General features: G+C 63.2%; 14 protein-coding genes. 9 read left to right on the forward strand and 5 right to left on the reverse strand.

What is annotated here, in order from left to right; genetic code table 11:
• Positions 1-17 precede the first annotated feature (17 nt).
• Complete coding sequence (locus tag MesoLj_RS03930) at positions 18-3,872, reverse strand: DUF7929 domain-containing protein (protein WP_202325142.1); 3,855 nt, start codon at positions 3,870-3,872, stop codon at positions 18-20.
• A 10-nt stretch (positions 3,873-3,882) separates the two neighbouring features.
• Positions 3,883-6,120, reverse strand: coding sequence for a hypothetical protein (locus tag MesoLj_RS03935; protein WP_202325143.1), 2,238 nt, complete (start codon positions 6,118-6,120; stop codon positions 3,883-3,885).
• 212 nt (positions 6,121-6,332) lie between these two features.
• Between MesoLj_RS03935 and dnaK the strand changes: the two genes are divergently transcribed.
• The 9 genes from dnaK to MesoLj_RS03980 all read left to right on the forward strand — a co-directional run bounded on the left by dnaK (position 6,333) and on the right by MesoLj_RS03980 (position 13,975).
• Positions 6,333-8,249 (forward strand): molecular chaperone DnaK, encoded by a 1,917-nt coding sequence (gene dnaK / locus MesoLj_RS03940; protein ID WP_056573851.1) that lies wholly within the window; start codon positions 6,333-6,335, stop codon positions 8,247-8,249.
• Between the two features lie 225 nt (positions 8,250-8,474).
• Entirely contained in the window at positions 8,475-9,605 is a 1,131-nt protein-coding gene (dnaJ, locus tag MesoLj_RS03945; protein WP_202325144.1) for a molecular chaperone DnaJ, read from the forward strand.
• Positions 9,606-9,754: 149 nt separating this feature from the next.
• Positions 9,755-10,360 (forward strand): phospholipid N-methyltransferase PmtA, encoded by a 606-nt coding sequence (gene pmtA, locus MesoLj_RS03950; protein WP_140770892.1) that lies wholly within the window; start codon positions 9,755-9,757, stop codon positions 10,358-10,360.
• 382 nt (positions 10,361-10,742) lie between these two features.
• Positions 10,743-11,339, forward strand: a complete 597-nt coding sequence (locus MesoLj_RS03955; protein ID WP_140770896.1) for an NADPH-dependent FMN reductase — start codon at positions 10,743-10,745, stop codon at positions 11,337-11,339.
• 11 nt (positions 11,340-11,350) lie between these two features.
• Positions 11,351-12,034, forward strand: a complete 684-nt coding sequence (gene pyrF / locus MesoLj_RS03960; protein WP_202327164.1) for an orotidine-5'-phosphate decarboxylase — start codon at positions 11,351-11,353, stop codon at positions 12,032-12,034.
• Positions 12,035-12,206: 172 nt separating this feature from the next.
• Positions 12,207-12,494, forward strand: a complete 288-nt coding sequence (locus MesoLj_RS03965) for a DUF1330 domain-containing protein (protein WP_056573865.1) — start codon at positions 12,207-12,209, stop codon at positions 12,492-12,494.
• A gap of 240 nt (positions 12,495-12,734) precedes the next feature.
• Positions 12,735-13,055: an ArsR/SmtB family transcription factor gene (locus tag MesoLj_RS03970; RefSeq protein ID WP_202325145.1), complete on the forward strand. Its 321-nt coding sequence runs from the start codon at positions 12,735-12,737 to the stop codon at positions 13,053-13,055.
• Positions 13,052-13,516, forward strand: a complete 465-nt coding sequence (locus tag MesoLj_RS03975) for an SRPBCC family protein (RefSeq protein ID WP_202325146.1) — start codon at positions 13,052-13,054, stop codon at positions 13,514-13,516. The genes MesoLj_RS03970 and MesoLj_RS03975 overlap by 4 nt, the downstream gene beginning before the upstream one ends.
• Positions 13,517-13,558: 42 nt before the next feature.
• On the forward strand, positions 13,559-13,975 hold the full coding sequence (locus MesoLj_RS03980) for a GFA family protein (RefSeq protein WP_202325147.1): 417 nt from the start codon (positions 13,559-13,561) through the stop codon (positions 13,973-13,975).
• Between the two features lie 117 nt (positions 13,976-14,092).
• On the opposite strand, the gene MesoLj_RS03985 is transcribed toward MesoLj_RS03980, so the two are convergent.
• From MesoLj_RS03985 to MesoLj_RS03995, 3 genes are all read right to left on the reverse strand, one after another.
• A complete protein-coding gene (locus tag MesoLj_RS03985) occupies positions 14,093-15,361 on the reverse strand; it encodes a low temperature requirement protein A (protein ID WP_202325148.1) in 1,269 nt (422 codons plus the stop codon).
• Positions 15,362-15,458: 97 nt separating this feature from the next.
• Entirely contained in the window at positions 15,459-16,901 is a 1,443-nt protein-coding gene (locus MesoLj_RS03990; RefSeq protein ID WP_202325149.1) for a class III lanthionine synthetase LanKC N-terminal domain-containing protein, read from the reverse strand.
• Positions 16,902-16,941: 40 nt separating this feature from the next.
• Positions 16,942-17,235, reverse strand: a complete 294-nt coding sequence (locus MesoLj_RS03995; protein WP_140770904.1) for a hypothetical protein — start codon at positions 17,233-17,235, stop codon at positions 16,942-16,944.
• Positions 17,236-17,312: the final 77 nt, after the last annotated feature.

A 17,312-nucleotide genomic window follows, 5' to 3' on the forward strand; every position in this document is an offset into this window, starting at 1 on the left:
TGGCGTCGAGCAGACGGCTACTGCTGCTGGAGCTTCAGGATCCTGTTTGGTGCCGGTTCCTGCTGCTGCTCAGCCTGCGGCAGGCGCCGTGGCAGGACCTGCTGCAGCAGCAGGCCCGGGTTGAGCTCCAGCGACGGCTGCCCTCGCATCGGCCGGCAGTTGGGATAGCGTCCGACCGTGCCTTCCGGGCAGCGCCTCTTGAAGATCGGCTGGCACTGACCATTGATCATCTGCGAGCCCGGTGCGCATTCCGTCTGTTGCCTGGGCTTGCGGCATGCGCCGTCGATCACCTCGGTCCCGCGCGGGCAGACACACTCGCCGCGCTTGTTGTGGACCTGGCCGCGTATGTCGCACTGCTCCACCTGCGGCTGCTTGCGCCGGCAGGCATTGCCTTGCACCTCGGTACCCCGCGGGCAGACGCAATCGCCGTTGGCGTCGTGGACCTGGCCACGGATGGTGCACTGGTCGGGCTTCGGCCGGACCGGACGGCAGGCGCCGTTGCGCACCTCGGTGCCTTGCGGACAGACGCAATCGCCACCGGCATTGCGGATCTGGCCGGGGATGCGGCACTGCTGAGGCTTCGGCCGGGCCGGGCGGCAGGCGCCGTTACGCACCTCGGTGCCTTGCGGGCAGACGCAATCGCCGTTGGCATCATGGATCTGGCCACGGATGGTGCACTGCTCGGGCTTCGGCCGGATCGGCCGGCAGGCGCCGTTGCGAACCTCGGTCCCTTGCGGGCAGATGCAGTCACCATCGGCATCGTGGACTTGGCCACGGATGGTGCACTGCTCGGGCTTGTCGGTCCTGACGCAGGCGCCGTTCTCCAGCGCCGTGCCGCGCGGGCAGATGCAGCGCCCGTCCTCGGTGCGGATCTGGCCTTCGAGCAGCACGCAGCGCTTCGGTGGCGGCGGCGGTGTCGGCAGAATGTTGGTGCCGCCGCCGGTGCACTGGCCGTTGCGGAAAGTGGTGCCTTCCGGGCAGACGCAGCGGCCGGCGTCGTTCATGACGAAGCCAGGCGAGCACTGGTTCTTCACCTCATGCGTGATGGTGAAGGGGTGGCACGCATAGGCCTTGCCGCGATCGCCCTGCACATTGGTCGCATCCTTGGACAGCACGTCACCGCCGCCCTGGACCCGCGTGTCGGGAGACAGGACACCAACGCAGTTCTGGCCATTGACGTTGCCCTGCAGATTGGCAAGGCGCCCGTCGTCGGGAATGACCACGGTAACATGATGCGACTGGCTTTCGCCGGCGCCGAGCGTCAGGGTGGCTATGCAGGACAGAGGCAGGGTTGCCGGTTCGGGCGAGCAGCCGAAGGGCGGGTCGATCGAGGTGATCTCAACGCCGTCCAGCCGGCCGAGGCCTTCCACGCCGATCGCATCACCGATGCGAACCGGGCCGGAGAAGGGGCTCGTCCCGTCATTGGATATGGTGATGTCGAACGAGCAGGGCTGGCCGAGCCGGCATTCGCGATCGCCGGTCTTCTCGACACGGATGGTCGAGGAGCCGCCGCCCTTGGCGCAGGCCTGGCCAATCGGGTAGACGACATCGTCGCCTTGCGCCGGCCCATAGGAGCCGCGCGCGCAGTTCTCGAACTCGCCATTGGCCGAGACCGTCACGTCGAAGTGGCGGCTGGTTCCGGGTGCCATGACGGCACCGGGAATCTGGCACGACAGCGTGTTGGCCGGAACCGGTCCGCACGCCCATTCCGCGCCGTCTGGGGTGACGGTCTGGATCTGGACGGGCGCGCCGCCCGACACCAGCGTGGCGGCATCGTTGACCCGCACCGGACCGGTGGGGGCCGCGGTGCCGGCGTTGGAGACGGTGATGCGGCAAGACACGGCCGCGGCACCTGCCAGCGAGCCGCTGCACACCTTGGTGATGCGCAGGCCGGGCTGGCCGCCATTGGGACGACGGATGCGTTCCTTGGCGCAGGCCTTGTTGTTGGTGAGGTCGACCTCACCGGGAATGGCCTTCACCTCGGCGCAATTCTCGACCGTGTCGGACCGGTAATCGGCCGGCATGACCGCCTTGACGAAGATCGGCGTCGAGGCGCCCGCGGGCAGCGCGATGCCGGGATTGTCGCAGCGGAACTGGCCGGGGCCGTTCGGGCCGCATGTCCAGGGCGGGCTCGGCCCGAAGGTCGAGGAGGCCGGCGCGCCGCCGGGATAATTGTCGATCACCGTCAGCGGCCCGTTATAGGTCGACGTGCCGTTGTTGATGATGTCGATCACGAAGAAACAGACGCCGTCGGCCGTGCAGATTTCGGTGCGGGCACGCTTCTTCAGGATCAGGTCGACCTTCTTCTCGACCGGCGGCTGGCAGTCGCGGTCACGATCGCCACGGCGGCAGATCGGGATCGAGGCGCAGCCACGGTCGTTCGACTGGCTGCCGAACAACGGCTTGCCGCTGGCGGCATAGTTGTAGGTCGCGCAGTTGCGCAGTGCACTGCCTTGCCAGCCCCCCGCCGGCCTGAAGCCGAGCTTGAGGTCGACAAAGGCCCCCGGATTGAGCGTGGTCACCGGATAGGTGCAGGTCATCGGGGTTGTGCCGGGCACGCAGACCCAGGGCGGATTGGGCCCTGAGCTCAGCGTCGAGCCGGCCGGCAGCGTCACTTCGTCCAGCACGATCTTGCCGTTGTAGGGCGCGGTGCCGACATTGGTGACCCTGATGGTGAAATCGCAGCCGCCGGCCATGGTGCAGCGCGCGACATCGGCGTGTTTCTCGACCTTGAGGTCCGGTTCCTTGTCCCTGGGCGGGCACCGCTGGTCGCGCGGGATGACGATGTCGATGGTCTGCGTGCAGCACAGGCCCCAGCCCTCCTTCGGTCCGGCATAGGTCTCGATGCCGGTGACGATGAGGTGGATGACGTCGCCGGGCGATGCACCGACGATCTTCCAGTTGAGCACACCGCCGCCCGGAGGCACCAGCTGGGTGTCGGGAATGATGGTGATGCCAGGCGTGGTGGTCGACACCTGCACCCACTTGCCGCCCATCTCCGGCCCAACCGGCATGTGGTAGATGAAGGCGCCGCCGCCGGGCACGCAATCGACCGTGCCGCGTTCCACCTTGAAGCATTCCTTGCCGGGAGGCGGTGGCGGCGGTTCGCACTTGGTGACATCGATCTTGATCGAGGTCTTCACGCCGGTCTTGTAGTCGCCATCGTCAGGCTTGCTCGGATCCTGCGACGGGATGATGGTCCCGGTGCCGGCTCCGTTGCTCACCTTGATCAGGCCCTGGTTGTCGATGATCGTCGGCGAGGGAAACGCCGCATGGTCGATCCTGGCCGTGATCTGGAAATTGATGACGCGTTCGTTGGCGGCCCCGGCGCCGTCGAGATCGGCGGCGGAGAGCCGGAAGTCGGACACCGTTGCGGTATCATTGGGACCCGCCGTATTGCTGATCGTCGCGGCCGGCAGTGGTCCGCCGGAGGAATCCGTGCCGTCGCCGGACACGTTGACGTTGACGATCGAAAGGCCGTGCGGAAGCTGGTCCTTGAACTCGATCTTGAGTTTCCTCAGCAAGTCCACAAGGCCCGGATCGGCAAAGCCCTGCGGGTCACCACGCAGGCCGAAGCTCAGGGAGTAGACGACATAGTCGCAGCCTCTCTGGGTGCCTTTCTTGGTGAAGAAGGGGACGACCCGTTCCGGCCTCGGATTGACGACGCGCGAATTGTCGAGGTCGAGCCTCAGTTCCGGTGTGACCGGAGCGGCGTCTTCCGCGTGGCTTGCGAGAGGGGTGAGCATGGCGACCGCGATACCGGCCGCCATCAGCCAGCGCGCGCCGCGCCTGGCGTATGACAGGGGTTTCATGATCGTCTCCATGACGGTTGAGTTGTCCTGCGCGAGCGGGGAGAGTGCGAGATTGTTCATCTTCCCCTCCTCAACGTTCGCAGCTGACGGCTGGGGTGCGGAGCGGCAAGGTCATCTTGCAGCAAGGGTAGTAGCCACCCTTGTCCTTGTCGGACTTCCTGTAGAAGCAAAGTCCAACATCCACTCTGTCGCCCGGATAGTGGCCGGTGATGTTGATCGTGTACGGCTTGCCGGGCGCATGCGACATGGGTGTGGTCACCCCGACGCCTGGCGTCCTGGACTGGGCCTTGATCGAATCGCCGCCGAAGCCGGCATGGTCATGGAGATAAAGATCGGCCTCGAGGCCCGAAGGCGTGCAGTAATACTGGACGTCTTCAACATCGAGACAGGGAGGCAGGTTGCCGGGCGGTGGGAAGTCCGGCGGGTAGAAGGGTGGCAGATAGCCGCCCGGGATTTCTTCATAATAGCCGGCGCGGCCCTCGCAGGGGTGCCAGACGGCGACGTCGCCGACATGGCCTTCCACCTCGGGATCCTCGAAATAGCCGTCGAAATCGACGAACCAGGAGCCGAAGGGCGGCACGTTGGCCGGTTTGACCAGGTCCTTGGGCGTGACCTGCACGCCATGCACGGCGAGCGGGCCGCCAGCGGCGAGCTGTTCGGCGAGCGTCGGATTGTCGCGCAATTTGTCGCCGGTGTTGACCAGCGTCTGCGTGCAGACCGAAGTGTCGAGATTGCCGTCGGCGTCATAGCCGTATTGCAGGTCGAGGCCGCCGGCCGACTGCCGGTTGCCCTGCGGGAAGCCGACCGCGTATTCCTGCGGCACTTCCACCCAGACCGATTCCGTTGCCGGATCGTCCGGATTTTCTCTGAAGTAGCGGATGACCTCGCCCTTGCCGGAATCGGCGAAGCGGCTGTAGTCGTAGCGGTTCTCGATCGGGCCGCGCTGGGCGAGATACATGAAGCCGCTGTTGTCGAAGGCGATGTCGGTGACGGCGTAGTCCTTGTCGGCCTTGACCGTCAGCTCCCAGCGCGGGTCGCCGGCAAAGGTGCCGTCTCGGGCGATGCCGACCGACCAGATCTCCGATTTTTCGCCGACCGAGTAATAGAGCCGGCCGCCATGATAGGAAACGGCCCAGACACGGCGCTCGTCCTGGGTGTAGCCCCAGGTCTCGGGGTCCTCCGTGTCGAAGGCCGCGCCCTGTATGTCCATCACCGCACCATCGTCGGCGACGGGAGCCAGGCCATGTGCCGGCCGCCCGGCGACGCCATGATCGTAGGTGTCGATCAGCCTGCCATTGGCGTCTATGCGATGGATCAGGCCGGTGTCGAGGTCGGAGGCGAAGAACTGGCGGTGGTTGGGATCGAAGGTGATATTGCCGATGCCGGGACCGCTGTTGGTGTCGATGTCGGCGAATTTGGCGACCTGGCCGGTGATACCGTCGATCTTCCAGATGGTGCCCGGCCCGCCACCATTTTCGGTGCCGAACTGGCCATCCATGAAGGTCGCGCCTGCCGTGCCGCGGCGCTGCCGCTCCGGCCTGCCATCCTTGTCGGCGTCCGGCGTGACGATCTCGATGCCGTGCAGCGAGGTGGCCGCGGCGTAAAGGTTGGGAATGCCCGACGGGACACCATCGCGCACGCCGTCATCATAGGTGAGGCCGAACACCTCGCCGATCTGGCCTGCCGTCACCTCGAAAGGCGGCGGCGTGAAGACGAGCTGGCCCGATGCCGGTCCACCCAGGTGCGAAACGTCGAACACGCGCAAGGTGGCGCGCGTGGTGTCGATGAAGGTTTCGTCGACCGGATCGACGCCGGGCGGCAGGCCCTCGTCGAAATTGGGGATGACGGTGCCGGGAAAGCCGGTGACCGCCATCGAGCCTGGATAGATGATCTGGGTGTCCTGCGCCCGGGCGGCGCCGCCGAGCCAGAGGCCGGCGGTCAGGGCGAATGCAAGAACTCCGCCGGTTGTCTTGATCAGGCGGCGCAAACGGCTGGCGCGAGAAGACACTGACAGGCCGCGATCGCAAGACATAGAACTCCCCCCGAAGTCTACGGGAGGAATCTCCGGCTGCGCCGCGCAAATCAGGGCAGGGCGCGGCGGTCCGGCACGTTCTTCCCTGATCGAATTGTCTGCTTTCCTCTTCATTACGATACGCCTGCTCTTACCTAGGGTCAACGGAATCAGCGGAAAGCCCAGCGCGTCGACCCCGTCCCGAAGGCGGTGGTCGCGCCGAGTTCCTGTTGTTCCGGGAGACCGCGGAGCCTCTCGGTTGCTGGTCATGGGGACTTCCTTTCCGGGCCGCACCATGCGGCACCTGGACGTCAGTCGTGGACGGAGGTGGAAAGGTTCATGGAAGCCTTGCGCAGAATGCTTGCGCCCGATGCCGCCTGTTCTTATATACGCGCCAAGCCGTCCGGCGCCGGGACACCGGTTGCCGAACGGGATTTCTTGTGAACAGGGGCTTTCGTCGGAACGCCTTCACGGGTCCTGAAAGCCTGCTTAGCGGAGAGACTAGAAAAATGGCAAAAGTAATCGGTATCGATCTCGGCACCACAAATTCCTGTATCGCCATCATGGATGGCAAGGAGCCTAAGGTGATCGAGAATGCGGAAGGCGCACGCACGACGCCTTCCATCGTCGCCATCTCGGGCGACGGCGAACGTCTGGTCGGCCAGCCGGCCAAGCGCCAGGCGGTCACCAATCCTGAAAATACCATCTTCGCGGTCAAGCGCCTGATCGGCCGCCGCTATGACGATCCGGTGACGGAGAAGGACAAGAAGCTTGTCCCCTACAAGATCGTCAAGGGCGACAATGGCGATGCCTGGGTCGAGGCCGGCGGCAAGAAGCAGTCGCCCTCGCAGATCTCGGCCATGATCCTGCAGAAGATGAAGGAAACGGCGGAAGCCTATCTCGGCGAAAAGGTCGAGAAGGCGGTCATCACCGTTCCGGCCTACTTCAACGACGCCCAGCGCCAGGCGACCAAGGATGCCGGCAAGATCGCCGGCCTCGAAGTGCTGCGCATCATCAACGAGCCGACGGCGGCAGCGCTTGCCTACGGCCTCGACAAGAAGGACGGCAAGACCATTGCCGTTTATGACCTTGGCGGCGGCACGTTCGACATCTCGGTGCTGGAAATCGGCGACGGCGTGTTCGAGGTGAAGTCGACCAATGGCGACACCTTCCTCGGCGGCGAGGATTTCGACATGCGCCTGGTCGAGTACCTGGCGGCCGAGTTCAAGAAGGAACAAGGCATCGACCTGAAGAACGACAAGCTGGCCCTGCAGCGCCTCAAGGAGGCGGCTGAAAAGGCCAAGATCGAGCTGTCCTCGACGACGCAGACCGAAATCAACCTGCCCTTCATCACCGCCGACGCGACCGGCCCGAAGCACCTGACGCTGAAGCTGACGCGCGCCAAGTTCGAAAGCCTGGTCGAGGATCTCGTCCAGCGCACCATCGAGCCCTGCAAGGCGGCGCTCAAGGATGCCGGCCTGAAGGCCGGCGAGATCGACGAAGTTGTCCTGGTCGGCGGCATGACCCGCATGCCCAAGATCCAGGAGATCGTGAAGCAGTTCTTCGGCAAGGAGCCGCACAAGGGCGTCAACCCGGATGAGGTCGTCGCACTCGGCGCCGCCATCCAGGCCGGCGTGCTGCAGGGCGACGTCAAGGACGTGCTGCTGCTCGACGTGACGCCGCTGTCGCTCGGCATCGAGACGCTGGGTGGCGTGTTCACACGGCTGATCGAGCGCAACACCACGATCCCGACCAAGAAGAGCCAGGTGTTCTCGACCGCCGAGGATTCGCAGTCGGCGGTGACCATCCGGGTCTTCCAGGGCGAGCGTGAAATGGCGGCCGACAACAAGGCGCTTGGCCAGTTCGACCTGGTCGGCATTCCGCCGGCGCCGCGCGGCGTGCCGCAGATCGAGGTCACCTTCGACATCGACGCCAACGGCATCGTCAACGTTTCGGCCAAGGACAAGGGCACCGGCAAGGAGCACCAGATCCGCATCCAGGCTTCTGGCGGTCTTTCGGACGCCGACATCGAGAAGATGGTCAAGGACGCCGAGGCCAATGCCGAGACGGACAAGAAGCGTCGCGCCGTGGTCGAGGCCCGCAACCAGGCCGAGGCGCTGGTGCATTCTTCCGAGAAGTCGCTGAAGGAATATGGCGACAAGGTCTCGGAAGCCGAACGCACGGCGATATCGGATGCGATCGCGGCGCTGAAGACCGCGGCCGAGGGCGACGACGCGGCCGACATCGAGGCCAAGAGCCAGGCACTCGCCGAAGCTTCGATGAAGCTTGGTCAGGCCATGTACGAGGCCTCGCAGAAGGAAGCGGCGGAAGCCGACGCCAAGGCGGACGCCGCCAAGGACTCCGATGTGGTCGATGCCGATTTCGAGGAAATCGACGAGGACGACGACAAGAAGAAGTCGGCCTGAGCCGCCCGACGGCAAAAAATAGAGCGGAAAGCCCGGCGTAAAGCCGGGCTTTTTTGCAACCCTTGCCGAAAAAGTGCAGGACCCTCCTGAAAAAACGACAGAAAAACCCGGACAGGCGCATGCCAGCACTGGCATCCGGGCGGCACCGATCCTAAATCGAGACAACGTGCCGGCAAACGACGCAACAATGCATCAAGACGTTGAGCATCCGGACAGCGGGAAAAAATGAAAGCTGATTTCTACGAAACGCTGGGCGTGCAAAAGGGCGCCGACGAGAAGGAGCTCAAGAGCGCTTTCCGCAAGCTCGCCATGCAGTTCCATCCCGACCGCAACCCCGGCGATCATTCCTGCGAGCACAAGTTCAAGGAAATCAACGAAGCCTACGAGACGCTGAAGGACCCGCAGAAGCGCGCGGCCTATGACCGCTTCGGTCACGCCGCCTTCGAGCAGGGCGGCATGAATGGCGGCGCGCAAGGCTTTGGCGCCGGCGGCTTCGCCGACATCTTCGAGGATATTTTCGGCGACATGATGGGCGGGCGCCAGCGCCGCTCGTCGGGTGGCCGCGAGCGCGGTGCCGACCTGCGCTACAACATGGAAATCTCGCTGGAAGAGGCCTTCGCGGGAAAAACCGCGCAGATTCGCGTGCCGGCCTCGATCTCCTGCTCGGAATGCTCAGGCAGCGGCGCCAAGCCCGGCACCCAGCCCGTCACCTGCTCGATGTGCCACGGCCACGGCAAGGTGCGCGCCACGCAAGGCTTTTTCTCGATCGAGCGCACCTGCCCGCAATGCCAGGGCCGCGGCCAGACCATCAAGGATCCGTGCCCGAAATGCGCCGGCCAGGGCCGTGTCACCGAGGAGCGCTCGCTGTCGGTCAACATTCCGGCCGGCATCGAGGACGGCACCCGCATCCGCCTGGCCAATGAGGGCGAGGCCGGCCTGCGCGGCGGGCCTTCGGGCGACCTCTATATTTTCCTGGCGGTGAAGCCGCACGAATTCTTCCAGCGCGATGGCGCCGATCTCTATTGCAAGGTGCCGATCTCAATGACGACGGCAGCCCTTGGCGGCTCCTTCGAGGTGACGACGCTGGACGGCAGCCAGACCAAGGTTAAGGTGCCCGAAGGCACCCAGAACGGGCGTCAGTTCCGGCTCAAGGGCAAGGGCATGCCGGTGCTGCGCCAGCCCAATGTCGGCGATCTCTATATCCAGACCGCGGTCGAGACGCCGCAGAACCTTACCCGCCGCCAGCGTGAGTTGCTGGAGGAATTCGAACAGCTCTCCTCGCAGGAGAATTCGCCCCAATCGAGCGGGTTTTTCGCCCGCATGAAGGATTTCTTCGAATCCTTCGGCGAGCGTTGATCGAGCAGAAATGGCGCGTGGTCGGATGAAACGCGCCGAATCCCGAAGCGCGACGAAATCTATCTTATCCACGACATGCGTCTTGCCGTACCTTGCCTTGCGTCAACCAGGTGTTAAGTAGCTTGCGGGGAGCGTTGAGGAGAGCTTGCATGACACGTGGTCACGGACTGCGGAAGGCGCTTGCCGAGAAGTTCGACGACGAACTCAAATTCTTCAAGGGCTGGATCGACAAACCGAAGACGGTCGGCTCGATCGTTCCGACCAGCTCGATCACCGCGCGCAAGATGGCCTCGATCGTCAATCCCAGGTCCGGCCTGCCGGTGCTCGAGGTCGGCCCCGGAACCGGTGTCATCACCCGCGCCATCCTCGCCCAGGGCGTGCGGCCCGAAAACCTCTACGCGGTCGAATACAACACCGATTTCGTCCGCCACCTGCGCCGCCTCTACCCCGGTGTCAACGTCATCGAGGGCGATGCCTTCAACCTCAACGCCACGCTTGGCGAGCGGAGCGGGATGATCTTCGATTCCGTCGTTTCCGGCGTGCCGTTGCTCAACTTCCCTGTCGCCCAGCGCATTGCCTATATAGAGAGCCTGCTTGACCGTATTCCCGCCGGGCGTCCGATCGTGCAGCTGACCTATGGCCCGATGTCGCCGATCCCGGCCGGGCGTGGCGACTATACGGTCAAGCATTTCGATTTCATCATCCGCAACATCCCGCCGACGCAGCTGTGGATCTATCGACGGGAAGCGCATTAGTTCCTCGGCCAAAACCGTTCGAGGATCACTAGCGCTGGCTGCATACCTTGGCGATTGGCAGAGACATCAATCATTTCGTCATCCACGGGCGGAGCAAGGAGCGTAGCGACGCGGCGCAGACCCGAGGATCCATGCCGCGACTCCCGGGGCGGCCGCTGCGGTGCAGAATTCTGCTCCGCTGCACTCCACAGCCAAGGTCACGGAATGGATCCTATGGTCTGCGCCGCGTCGCTTCGCTCCTTGCTCCGCCATAGGATGACGAAGTCAGAGGGCCTCGGCCAATACCACCCACACAATCCCTCAAATCGGTTTCGATTTTTCAGCTGCGGCGCGTTGATTTGCTCGTACCTTGGCTGTACCTGTCCGGGAACAAGGATGGCCAATGGCAGTGATCGCGAGAATCCTCGTCTTCGCCGGCTCGAACCGGACGGGCGCCTATAGCGGCAGGACCGCCGACGTGGCGCAGAAGGAACTTGCGGTGCAAGGCGCCGAGGTGACCCGCATTTCGCTCGCCGATTATCCCCTGCCGATCCTCGACGAGGACCTTGAGAAGGAAAAGGGCGTTCCGGAAAACGCCGTCAAGCTCGGCCGTCTGATCGCCGCGCATGACGGGCTGCTGATCGCCACGCCGGAATACAATGGCTCGATCCCACCGCTGCTCAAGAACACGATCGATTGGGTTAGCCGCGTGCGCCGCGATGGTGGCCGGCCGGTCAGGCCGCTTGCCGGCAAGGTGGCCGCCCTCTGCTCCTCCTCCAACGGACACTTCGCCGGCATCCGCTGCATCAACCATCTGCGCGCCGTGCTGGTGCGCTGCCAGATGGAGGTGGTGACGCCGGAATGCTCGGTGCCCGACGGCGACGACGCCTTCGCGGAAGGCGGCAATTTTCGTGACGAGAGACTGCACAAATCGATGGAGCATCTATGCCGCACGCTGATCGAAACCTCGCGCATGCTGTCCACGCGGATCGAGGCGTGATCGCCGCATCCATGCAGGAAAGACTGATCGTCGGTCTCGACGTGCCGACCGTGAGGGAAGCCGAGCAGGCGGTGCGCGAACTCGACGGCGTCGTCTCCTTCTACAAGATCGGCTATCAGCTGGCCTTCGCCGGCGGATTGGACTTCGCCAGGGAACTGGCCAGCGGCGGCACCAGGATCTTCCTCGACATGAAGCTGCTCGACATCGACCACACCGTGGCCAAGGGCGTCGAGAACATCGTCAAGATGGGCATGACCATGCTGACCATCCACGCCTATCCGAAGGCAATGCGCGCGGCGGTGGAGGCGGCACGCGGCAGCGACCTTTGCCTGCTTGCCGTCAGCGTGCTGACCTCGATGGACGAGCAGGACATGATCGATGTCGGCTATGAATATGACCCGCACACGCTGGTGCTCAGGCGCTCGGAACAGGCGCTGCACGCAGGCATGGGCGGCATCGTCTGCTCAGCCGCCGAAGCTGAAGCCGTGCGCCGCATCGTCGGACCGGACATGGCGGTGGTGACGCCCGGCATCCGGCCAGCAGGCAGCGACCATGGCGACCAGAAACGCGTGGTGACGCCGGCGCAGGCGATCCGCAACGGTGCCAGCCATCTTGTTGTGGCTCGGCCGATCGTCGCGGCGGCCAACCGACGCGAGGCGGCCGAAGCCATTCTGGAAGAAATGCGCTCGGCCTGAGGATCAGCTCCAAGCTTCGCCCCGGCGGCGGCGTTTTCCGTGCTTCCGATGCTCCCCCGCTTTGGGTACGCTGCGCCTGTCACCCTGCGGTGACCCAGGAACACCACGAGCCGTTTCGGAGCGATTCTTAAGACCGGTCCTCGCTTGACGGACAGAAACTCGGAGAAAAAGCATGCCCAAGGGATATTGGATCGCCCGCGTCGATGTGCGCGATGCCGAAGGCTACAAGGACTATGTCGCCGCTTCAAAGCTGGCCTTCGACCGGTTCGGCGCCAAATTCCTGGCGCGCGGCGGCGCGCATGAAAAGGCCGAAGGGCCAGGGCGCGGACGCAACGTGATCATCGAATTCGAATCGCTCGCGGTCGCACATGACTGCTATCACTCGCCCGAATACCAGCGCGCCGTCGCCATCCGCCAGAAGGTCGCCGACGGCGAGATCGTGCTGGTCGAAGGCATCTGAGGCCCCGTCCCGTCAGACTGGGAGCCGGAGCGATCCCGGCGAAGTCGTCAAGGCGCGCCGTGCTTGGCCCAAGGGCGGGGCCCACCCCGAAGCCCACACGTCATCCGTGACAGCGCGGGCCATCCGGCAATCGAGGTCAGCGTCCGAATAGCCTCGCCGAGCATGGCGAGGCGGGAACGACTGCGGATTGACATGCAGGTATTTACCTGCATATTATGACCTCACAACAGATTGAGACCGATGGACGCCGACAAGGTTTTCAAAGCGCTGGGCGACCCGACACGCAGAAGGCTGCTTGACCTTCTCTGCGAGAGGAACGGGCAGACGCTCGGCCAGCTTTGCGAGCATCTGGACATGGCAAGGCAATCCGCCACCCAGCACATCGACCTCCTGGAGGCGGCCAATCTGGTGAGCACGGTCAAGCGCGGCCGCGAGAAGCTGCACTTCATCAACCCGGTGCCGCTGCACGAAGTCTACGAGCGCTGGGTGCGAAAATTCGAACGGCAGCGGCTCAGCCTGCTGCACGACCTGAAGCAAGAACTCGAAGGAGAGGGCCAATGACCCGAGAGACGACCAGTTTTGTCTACGTGACCTACATCCGCTCGACGCCGCAAAAAGTGTTCGAGGCCATAACCAAGCCAGACATCGCACGGCGCTACTGGGGTCACGAGAACGTCTCGGACTGGAAGGCGGGATCGAAATGGGAACACATCCGCGCCAATGACGAGCGCACCGTCGAACTGGTCGGCAAGGTCGTCGAAATCGAGCCTCCGACCCGTCTGGTGATGACCTGGGCGAACGCCTCGCAGGCCGACGACCCGTCGAAATACAGCCGGGTGACGTTCGGCATCGAGGAATATGACACCATGGTGCGGCTGACCGTCACCCATGACGAACTCGAAGCCGACAGCGGCATGGCGAAAGGCGTCAGCCAAGGCTGGCCGGCCGTGCTGTCCAGCCTGAAATCCTTCCTCGAAACCGGCAGCGGCATCGACCTTTTCGCCAAGCCGAAATCGGCCTGACGTGCTGCGATATCGTGCGGACCAGGCCAGCGGAGAACGACAATGACCAAGCGCTATAGAGGCGGCTGCGCGTGCGGCGCGATCCGCTATGAGACCAGCGGCGAGCCGATCTTCCAGAACCATTGCCAATGCCGCGATTGCCAGAGGCGCGCGGGTACGGGCCACGGATCCTACCTGACCTTCGGCCGGCGCGCCGATATGGCGATTACCGGCGACGCGAGCACCTGGCGGGTGGCCGCTGACAGCGGCAACGAAAAGGTCCACGCCTTCTGCCCGACCTGCGGAACACCGGTCTACCTGACATTCGTCGCCATGCCGGAACTGATCGCCGTTCCCGCGGCCAGCCTCGACGACCCCGGCGATTTCAAGCCGCAGGCCGTCACCTACACGATCCGCGGCCAAGGCTGGGATGTCGTCGATCCTTCCTTGCAGGCATTCGAGCGAATGCCTGCGGGATAGCCCGGTACAGTCCGGCTAGAGCAATTCCAGGAAAAGTGTGTAACGGTTTTCCGTCCGGAATTGCATAAAAACAAATAGTTAGAGCGGTTCTGCGATTCCGTGAAACGCTGAACCGCTCTAAGTCACCGTCGAATGCCCGTCGCTGGCCAGCGCTTCCGCCTGGTGGCGATGCCCGAGCGTTTCGTAGCCGACGACGGTGACGGCCGGCGCCAGCATCAGGATGACAAGGCAGATCGCCATATCGACGCCGGCAAGCGCAGCGAGGATGGCGAGCCCCACGACCGCCGCCGTCGCGACCAGCAGCCAGATGTGGAACGGGTCGAAGCGCCTGACGAGATAGGTGTAGAGCGCATAGATCGCCGCCAGGAAGACACTGACGGGAATCGCGGTGGCAAGCAGCGTCGCAAGCGGGCCGACATGCGCCTTGTGCTCGATGAAATAGGCCGCGACATGCAAGCCTGCGCCGGTCGCGACGATGGCGGTGACGATCAGCATCTGGCCATAGCCCCAGACGAAAGCGCGGTTGCGGTGGGCGTGCAATATCGGCGCGGAGGGCAGCATGTAATAGACCCACCACATGCCGAAGGTGAGCCCGGTGCCGGCGATGCAGACCAGGGCCGCGTCCAGGGACCAGCCCTGTTCCTCAACCACGGCCGACAGGCTCGCGAGTGTGCCGACAACCCCTTCCCCCAGCGCGATGATGGCGAACAGGCTGTAACGCTCGGCCATGTGGTGCGCATGCCACGGCGTGCCGCCATCCCTGCGTTCGGCAATCACCGGCCCCGCCAACTCGATGAGGCCGAGGATGACGGCCAGTATGATGCTGGTGCCGACCGGGAAATCGACAACGATCTGCACCACCCAGCCGATCTGGGCAACCGCGATTGCCTTGACATAGGTAAGGCAGGCGCGGCGCCGGGCGGGATCCTGTCTCGCGGCGCGCAGCCACTGGAAGATCATGGCCAACCGCATGATCACATAGCCCAGCACCATCACCGAATTGTCGAGATGCTCGCCGTGCTCGATGGAAGCGAACATGCGCGGCAGGCCGACGGCCAGCACCAGCACGCCAATCATCTGCACCATGGTGACGAGGCGGAAGCCCCAATCGTCGGTGTCATAGGCAGAGGAGAACCAGGAGAAGTTGATCCAGGCCCAGCAGATGGCGAAGCTGGCGAAAGCAAAGCCGAGCAAGGCCGAGGCGTAATGGCCTTCGGCCAGTGCGTGGGCTAGCTGCGAGGAGGCAAAGCTGAACGCCGTCACGAAGGTCAGATCGAACAGAAGTTCGAGCGGGGTGGCGACACGATGCCCTTCATGCGGATCGCGCCCGGTCATGCGCCTGATGTGATGGTGCAGGGTTTCAGGGATGACAGGCGTGGTTATCATTGCGCGGCCTTGGCTGGCGAATGAACGCTTGGACCAAGCCGATGTATAGCGGCGGATCCTTACTTACCACATGCATTCATCTCGCTTGTCCACAGGCTTATGGGACGGGCTCGAGACTTCGATCAACGGCGCCAACCGTTGGAAGTCGATGCGCCAACCCGCCAAGACAGTCCAGTGCCGCAGCCGCCGACGGCCGCTTCGCCGGCTCAGCGTCGGTCAAGTCCTCGATCAACCTGCAAATCGGGGGCGGGACATCGCTCCTGACCGTCGTGACTGCAACCAGCGGCCCGCTGGATGTCGGAATGCGATTGGTTAGCAATTGGTGGAGAAGAACTCCCAGCGCATAGCAATCCTGAGTGGGATCGACCGTCGGAGCAGTCAACCATTCAGGAGATATGTACCCGAGCGAGCCCCATGGCAAAGCCCCTACCGTCTGGGTGCGTTCCGCGCCTTCGAAATCGATAGGCCGCAACTTGCCACTTGCATCAACGATCAGATTGGACGGCTTCAGGTCGCGCCAGACCCAGCCTTTGGAATGAATTGCTTCAAGCAAGCCCGCGGCCGCGATGGCCAGTTCCAACATTGGTGCCAAGTCAAGCAAAGGTTGTTCTGGGGACAGGACTGCCGCTAGCGGATTGCCTTCGATAAACTCTAATGCAAGATAGAGGTTCGGGCCATCTTCGAAGAAGGCATGGATTGCCGGAACTGCGACCGTGTCGGCAAGGGCGATGAGTACTTCGTGTTCTCGCGTCAGTCGGCTGCGTCCGTCGCTGCCGTCCCAGTCAGACTCGCCAGCCGCACGACCTTCCTTCAGGATGCAAGCCCTTGCGGGGATATCCGCTAGGTCGATGGCGCGATAGACACCCCCCTTGCCGCGTTGGGATATCGGCTCGTAAGCTCGAAAACGTGTCTTCAGCAGGCCAGCCGTTCGGACGTCAGGGAGGTTCAGGCTAACAAGCCCCCTTGGCAGTACGGCCCAGTCGGGATTCACCATTCGATTGTCTGGGGTCAACGAGCCATCAGGCTTAAGCACAGCATTCGGGCCGCCCGCGTTGCCATCAATCGGACGAGACTTGAATGCTCCGTAGCGCGTGTAGACATTGCTTCCCGGCGAGATCCGACGTTCGTATGGGACAGCAGGTCCGACAAACTCGCGAGTCGCCTCATCCAGGGCCTTCGCGATTCTGCAAGCCTCCTCATCATCCTTTGGATAGATCGTCAGGAACTTGCCAATCTGCGTATAACCGAAGAACAGACCGCAATTAAGCTTGCGCAGGTCGCCGAGCGTGCGTGGCCCCTTGAAACAGGCATCGTTGCTGGCGAGGAAGTGACCAACGGCCTTCAGGACGTTCGAAGCCGTTACAATAGTTGCCGTTACATGTATCTTCCACCCTTGATCGGGAACCATGTCCATTACGGCATGGCTGGACCGCCAAAGTGAACCTTCTGATTCATGCGGAAGATACTGGGCACAAAGCTTTACCCAGTCATCTTCCGCCGCCCGAAAAGGGCGCGTCTCGACGCCATGCGCAGACAGCACGAAGCACCTATCTCGAGCAGGAAATGGAGTAAGATGTAAGTCAGAGTATGGTAGTGCCAACCGTCGTTACGGTAACAGTGCAGGAGCTTGTTGTCACAGTTGCAGTTGTCGTAATAGTCCAAGTGGTACCGTCTTCGGTCAATTTCTCTTTTACAAACATCCGGCTAAGTTCCTCCGGGCTATCTGCAAATTCTGCGAGAACACCTTCCCAGTCCGCTCTCTCGACAACACCTTTTTCACGGTATTTTCGAGATGCTTCGCTGGCTTTACCTGACAACTCAAGAGCAAAAAGAGGATCTGTAATTGCACGATGTACAACGGCATGAACCTTCATTGGATATCTCCTAATATAAATATTACGCCGCACGTTTAGCGTGCTCTAATCCACTAAATCCAAGATTAAAAAAATAG

The organism is Mesorhizobium sp. 113-3-9 (genome assembly GCF_016756515.1).
Taxonomy (GTDB): domain Bacteria; phylum Pseudomonadota; class Alphaproteobacteria; order Rhizobiales; family Rhizobiaceae; genus Mesorhizobium.

Bases quoted from the DNA above. Each gene is read 5' to 3' on its own strand.
- MesoLj_RS03935 (WP_202325143.1), bottom strand. From the start codon at position 6,120: ATGGTGCGGCCCGGAAAGGAAGTCCCCATGACCAGCAACCGAGAGGCT.
- MesoLj_RS03980 (WP_202325147.1), top strand. From the start codon at position 13,559: ATGACCAAGCGCTATAGAGGCGGCTGCGCGTGCGGCGCGATCCGCTAT.
- MesoLj_RS03970 (WP_202325145.1), top strand. From the start codon at position 12,735: ATGGACGCCGACAAGGTTTTCAAAGCGCTGGGCGACCCGACACGCAGA.
- MesoLj_RS03955 (WP_140770896.1), top strand. From the start codon at position 10,743: ATGGCAGTGATCGCGAGAATCCTCGTCTTCGCCGGCTCGAACCGGACG.
- dnaJ (WP_202325144.1), top strand. From the start codon at position 8,475: ATGAAAGCTGATTTCTACGAAACGCTGGGCGTGCAAAAGGGCGCCGAC.
- MesoLj_RS03965 (WP_056573865.1), top strand. From the start codon at position 12,207: ATGCCCAAGGGATATTGGATCGCCCGCGTCGATGTGCGCGATGCCGAA.
- dnaK (WP_056573851.1), top strand. From the start codon at position 6,333: ATGGCAAAAGTAATCGGTATCGATCTCGGCACCACAAATTCCTGTATC.
- pmtA (WP_140770892.1), top strand. From the start codon at position 9,755: ATGACACGTGGTCACGGACTGCGGAAGGCGCTTGCCGAGAAGTTCGAC.
- MesoLj_RS03975 (WP_202325146.1), top strand. From the start codon at position 13,052: ATGACCCGAGAGACGACCAGTTTTGTCTACGTGACCTACATCCGCTCG.
- pyrF (WP_202327164.1), top strand. From the start codon at position 11,351: ATGCAGGAAAGACTGATCGTCGGTCTCGACGTGCCGACCGTGAGGGAA.
- MesoLj_RS03985 (WP_202325148.1), bottom strand. From the start codon at position 15,361: ATGATAACCACGCCTGTCATCCCTGAAACCCTGCACCATCACATCAGG.
- MesoLj_RS03930 (WP_202325142.1), bottom strand. From the start codon at position 3,872: ATGAACAATCTCGCACTCTCCCCGCTCGCGCAGGACAACTCAACCGTC.
- MesoLj_RS03995 (WP_140770904.1), bottom strand. From the start codon at position 17,235: ATGAAGGTTCATGCCGTTGTACATCGTGCAATTACAGATCCTCTTTTT.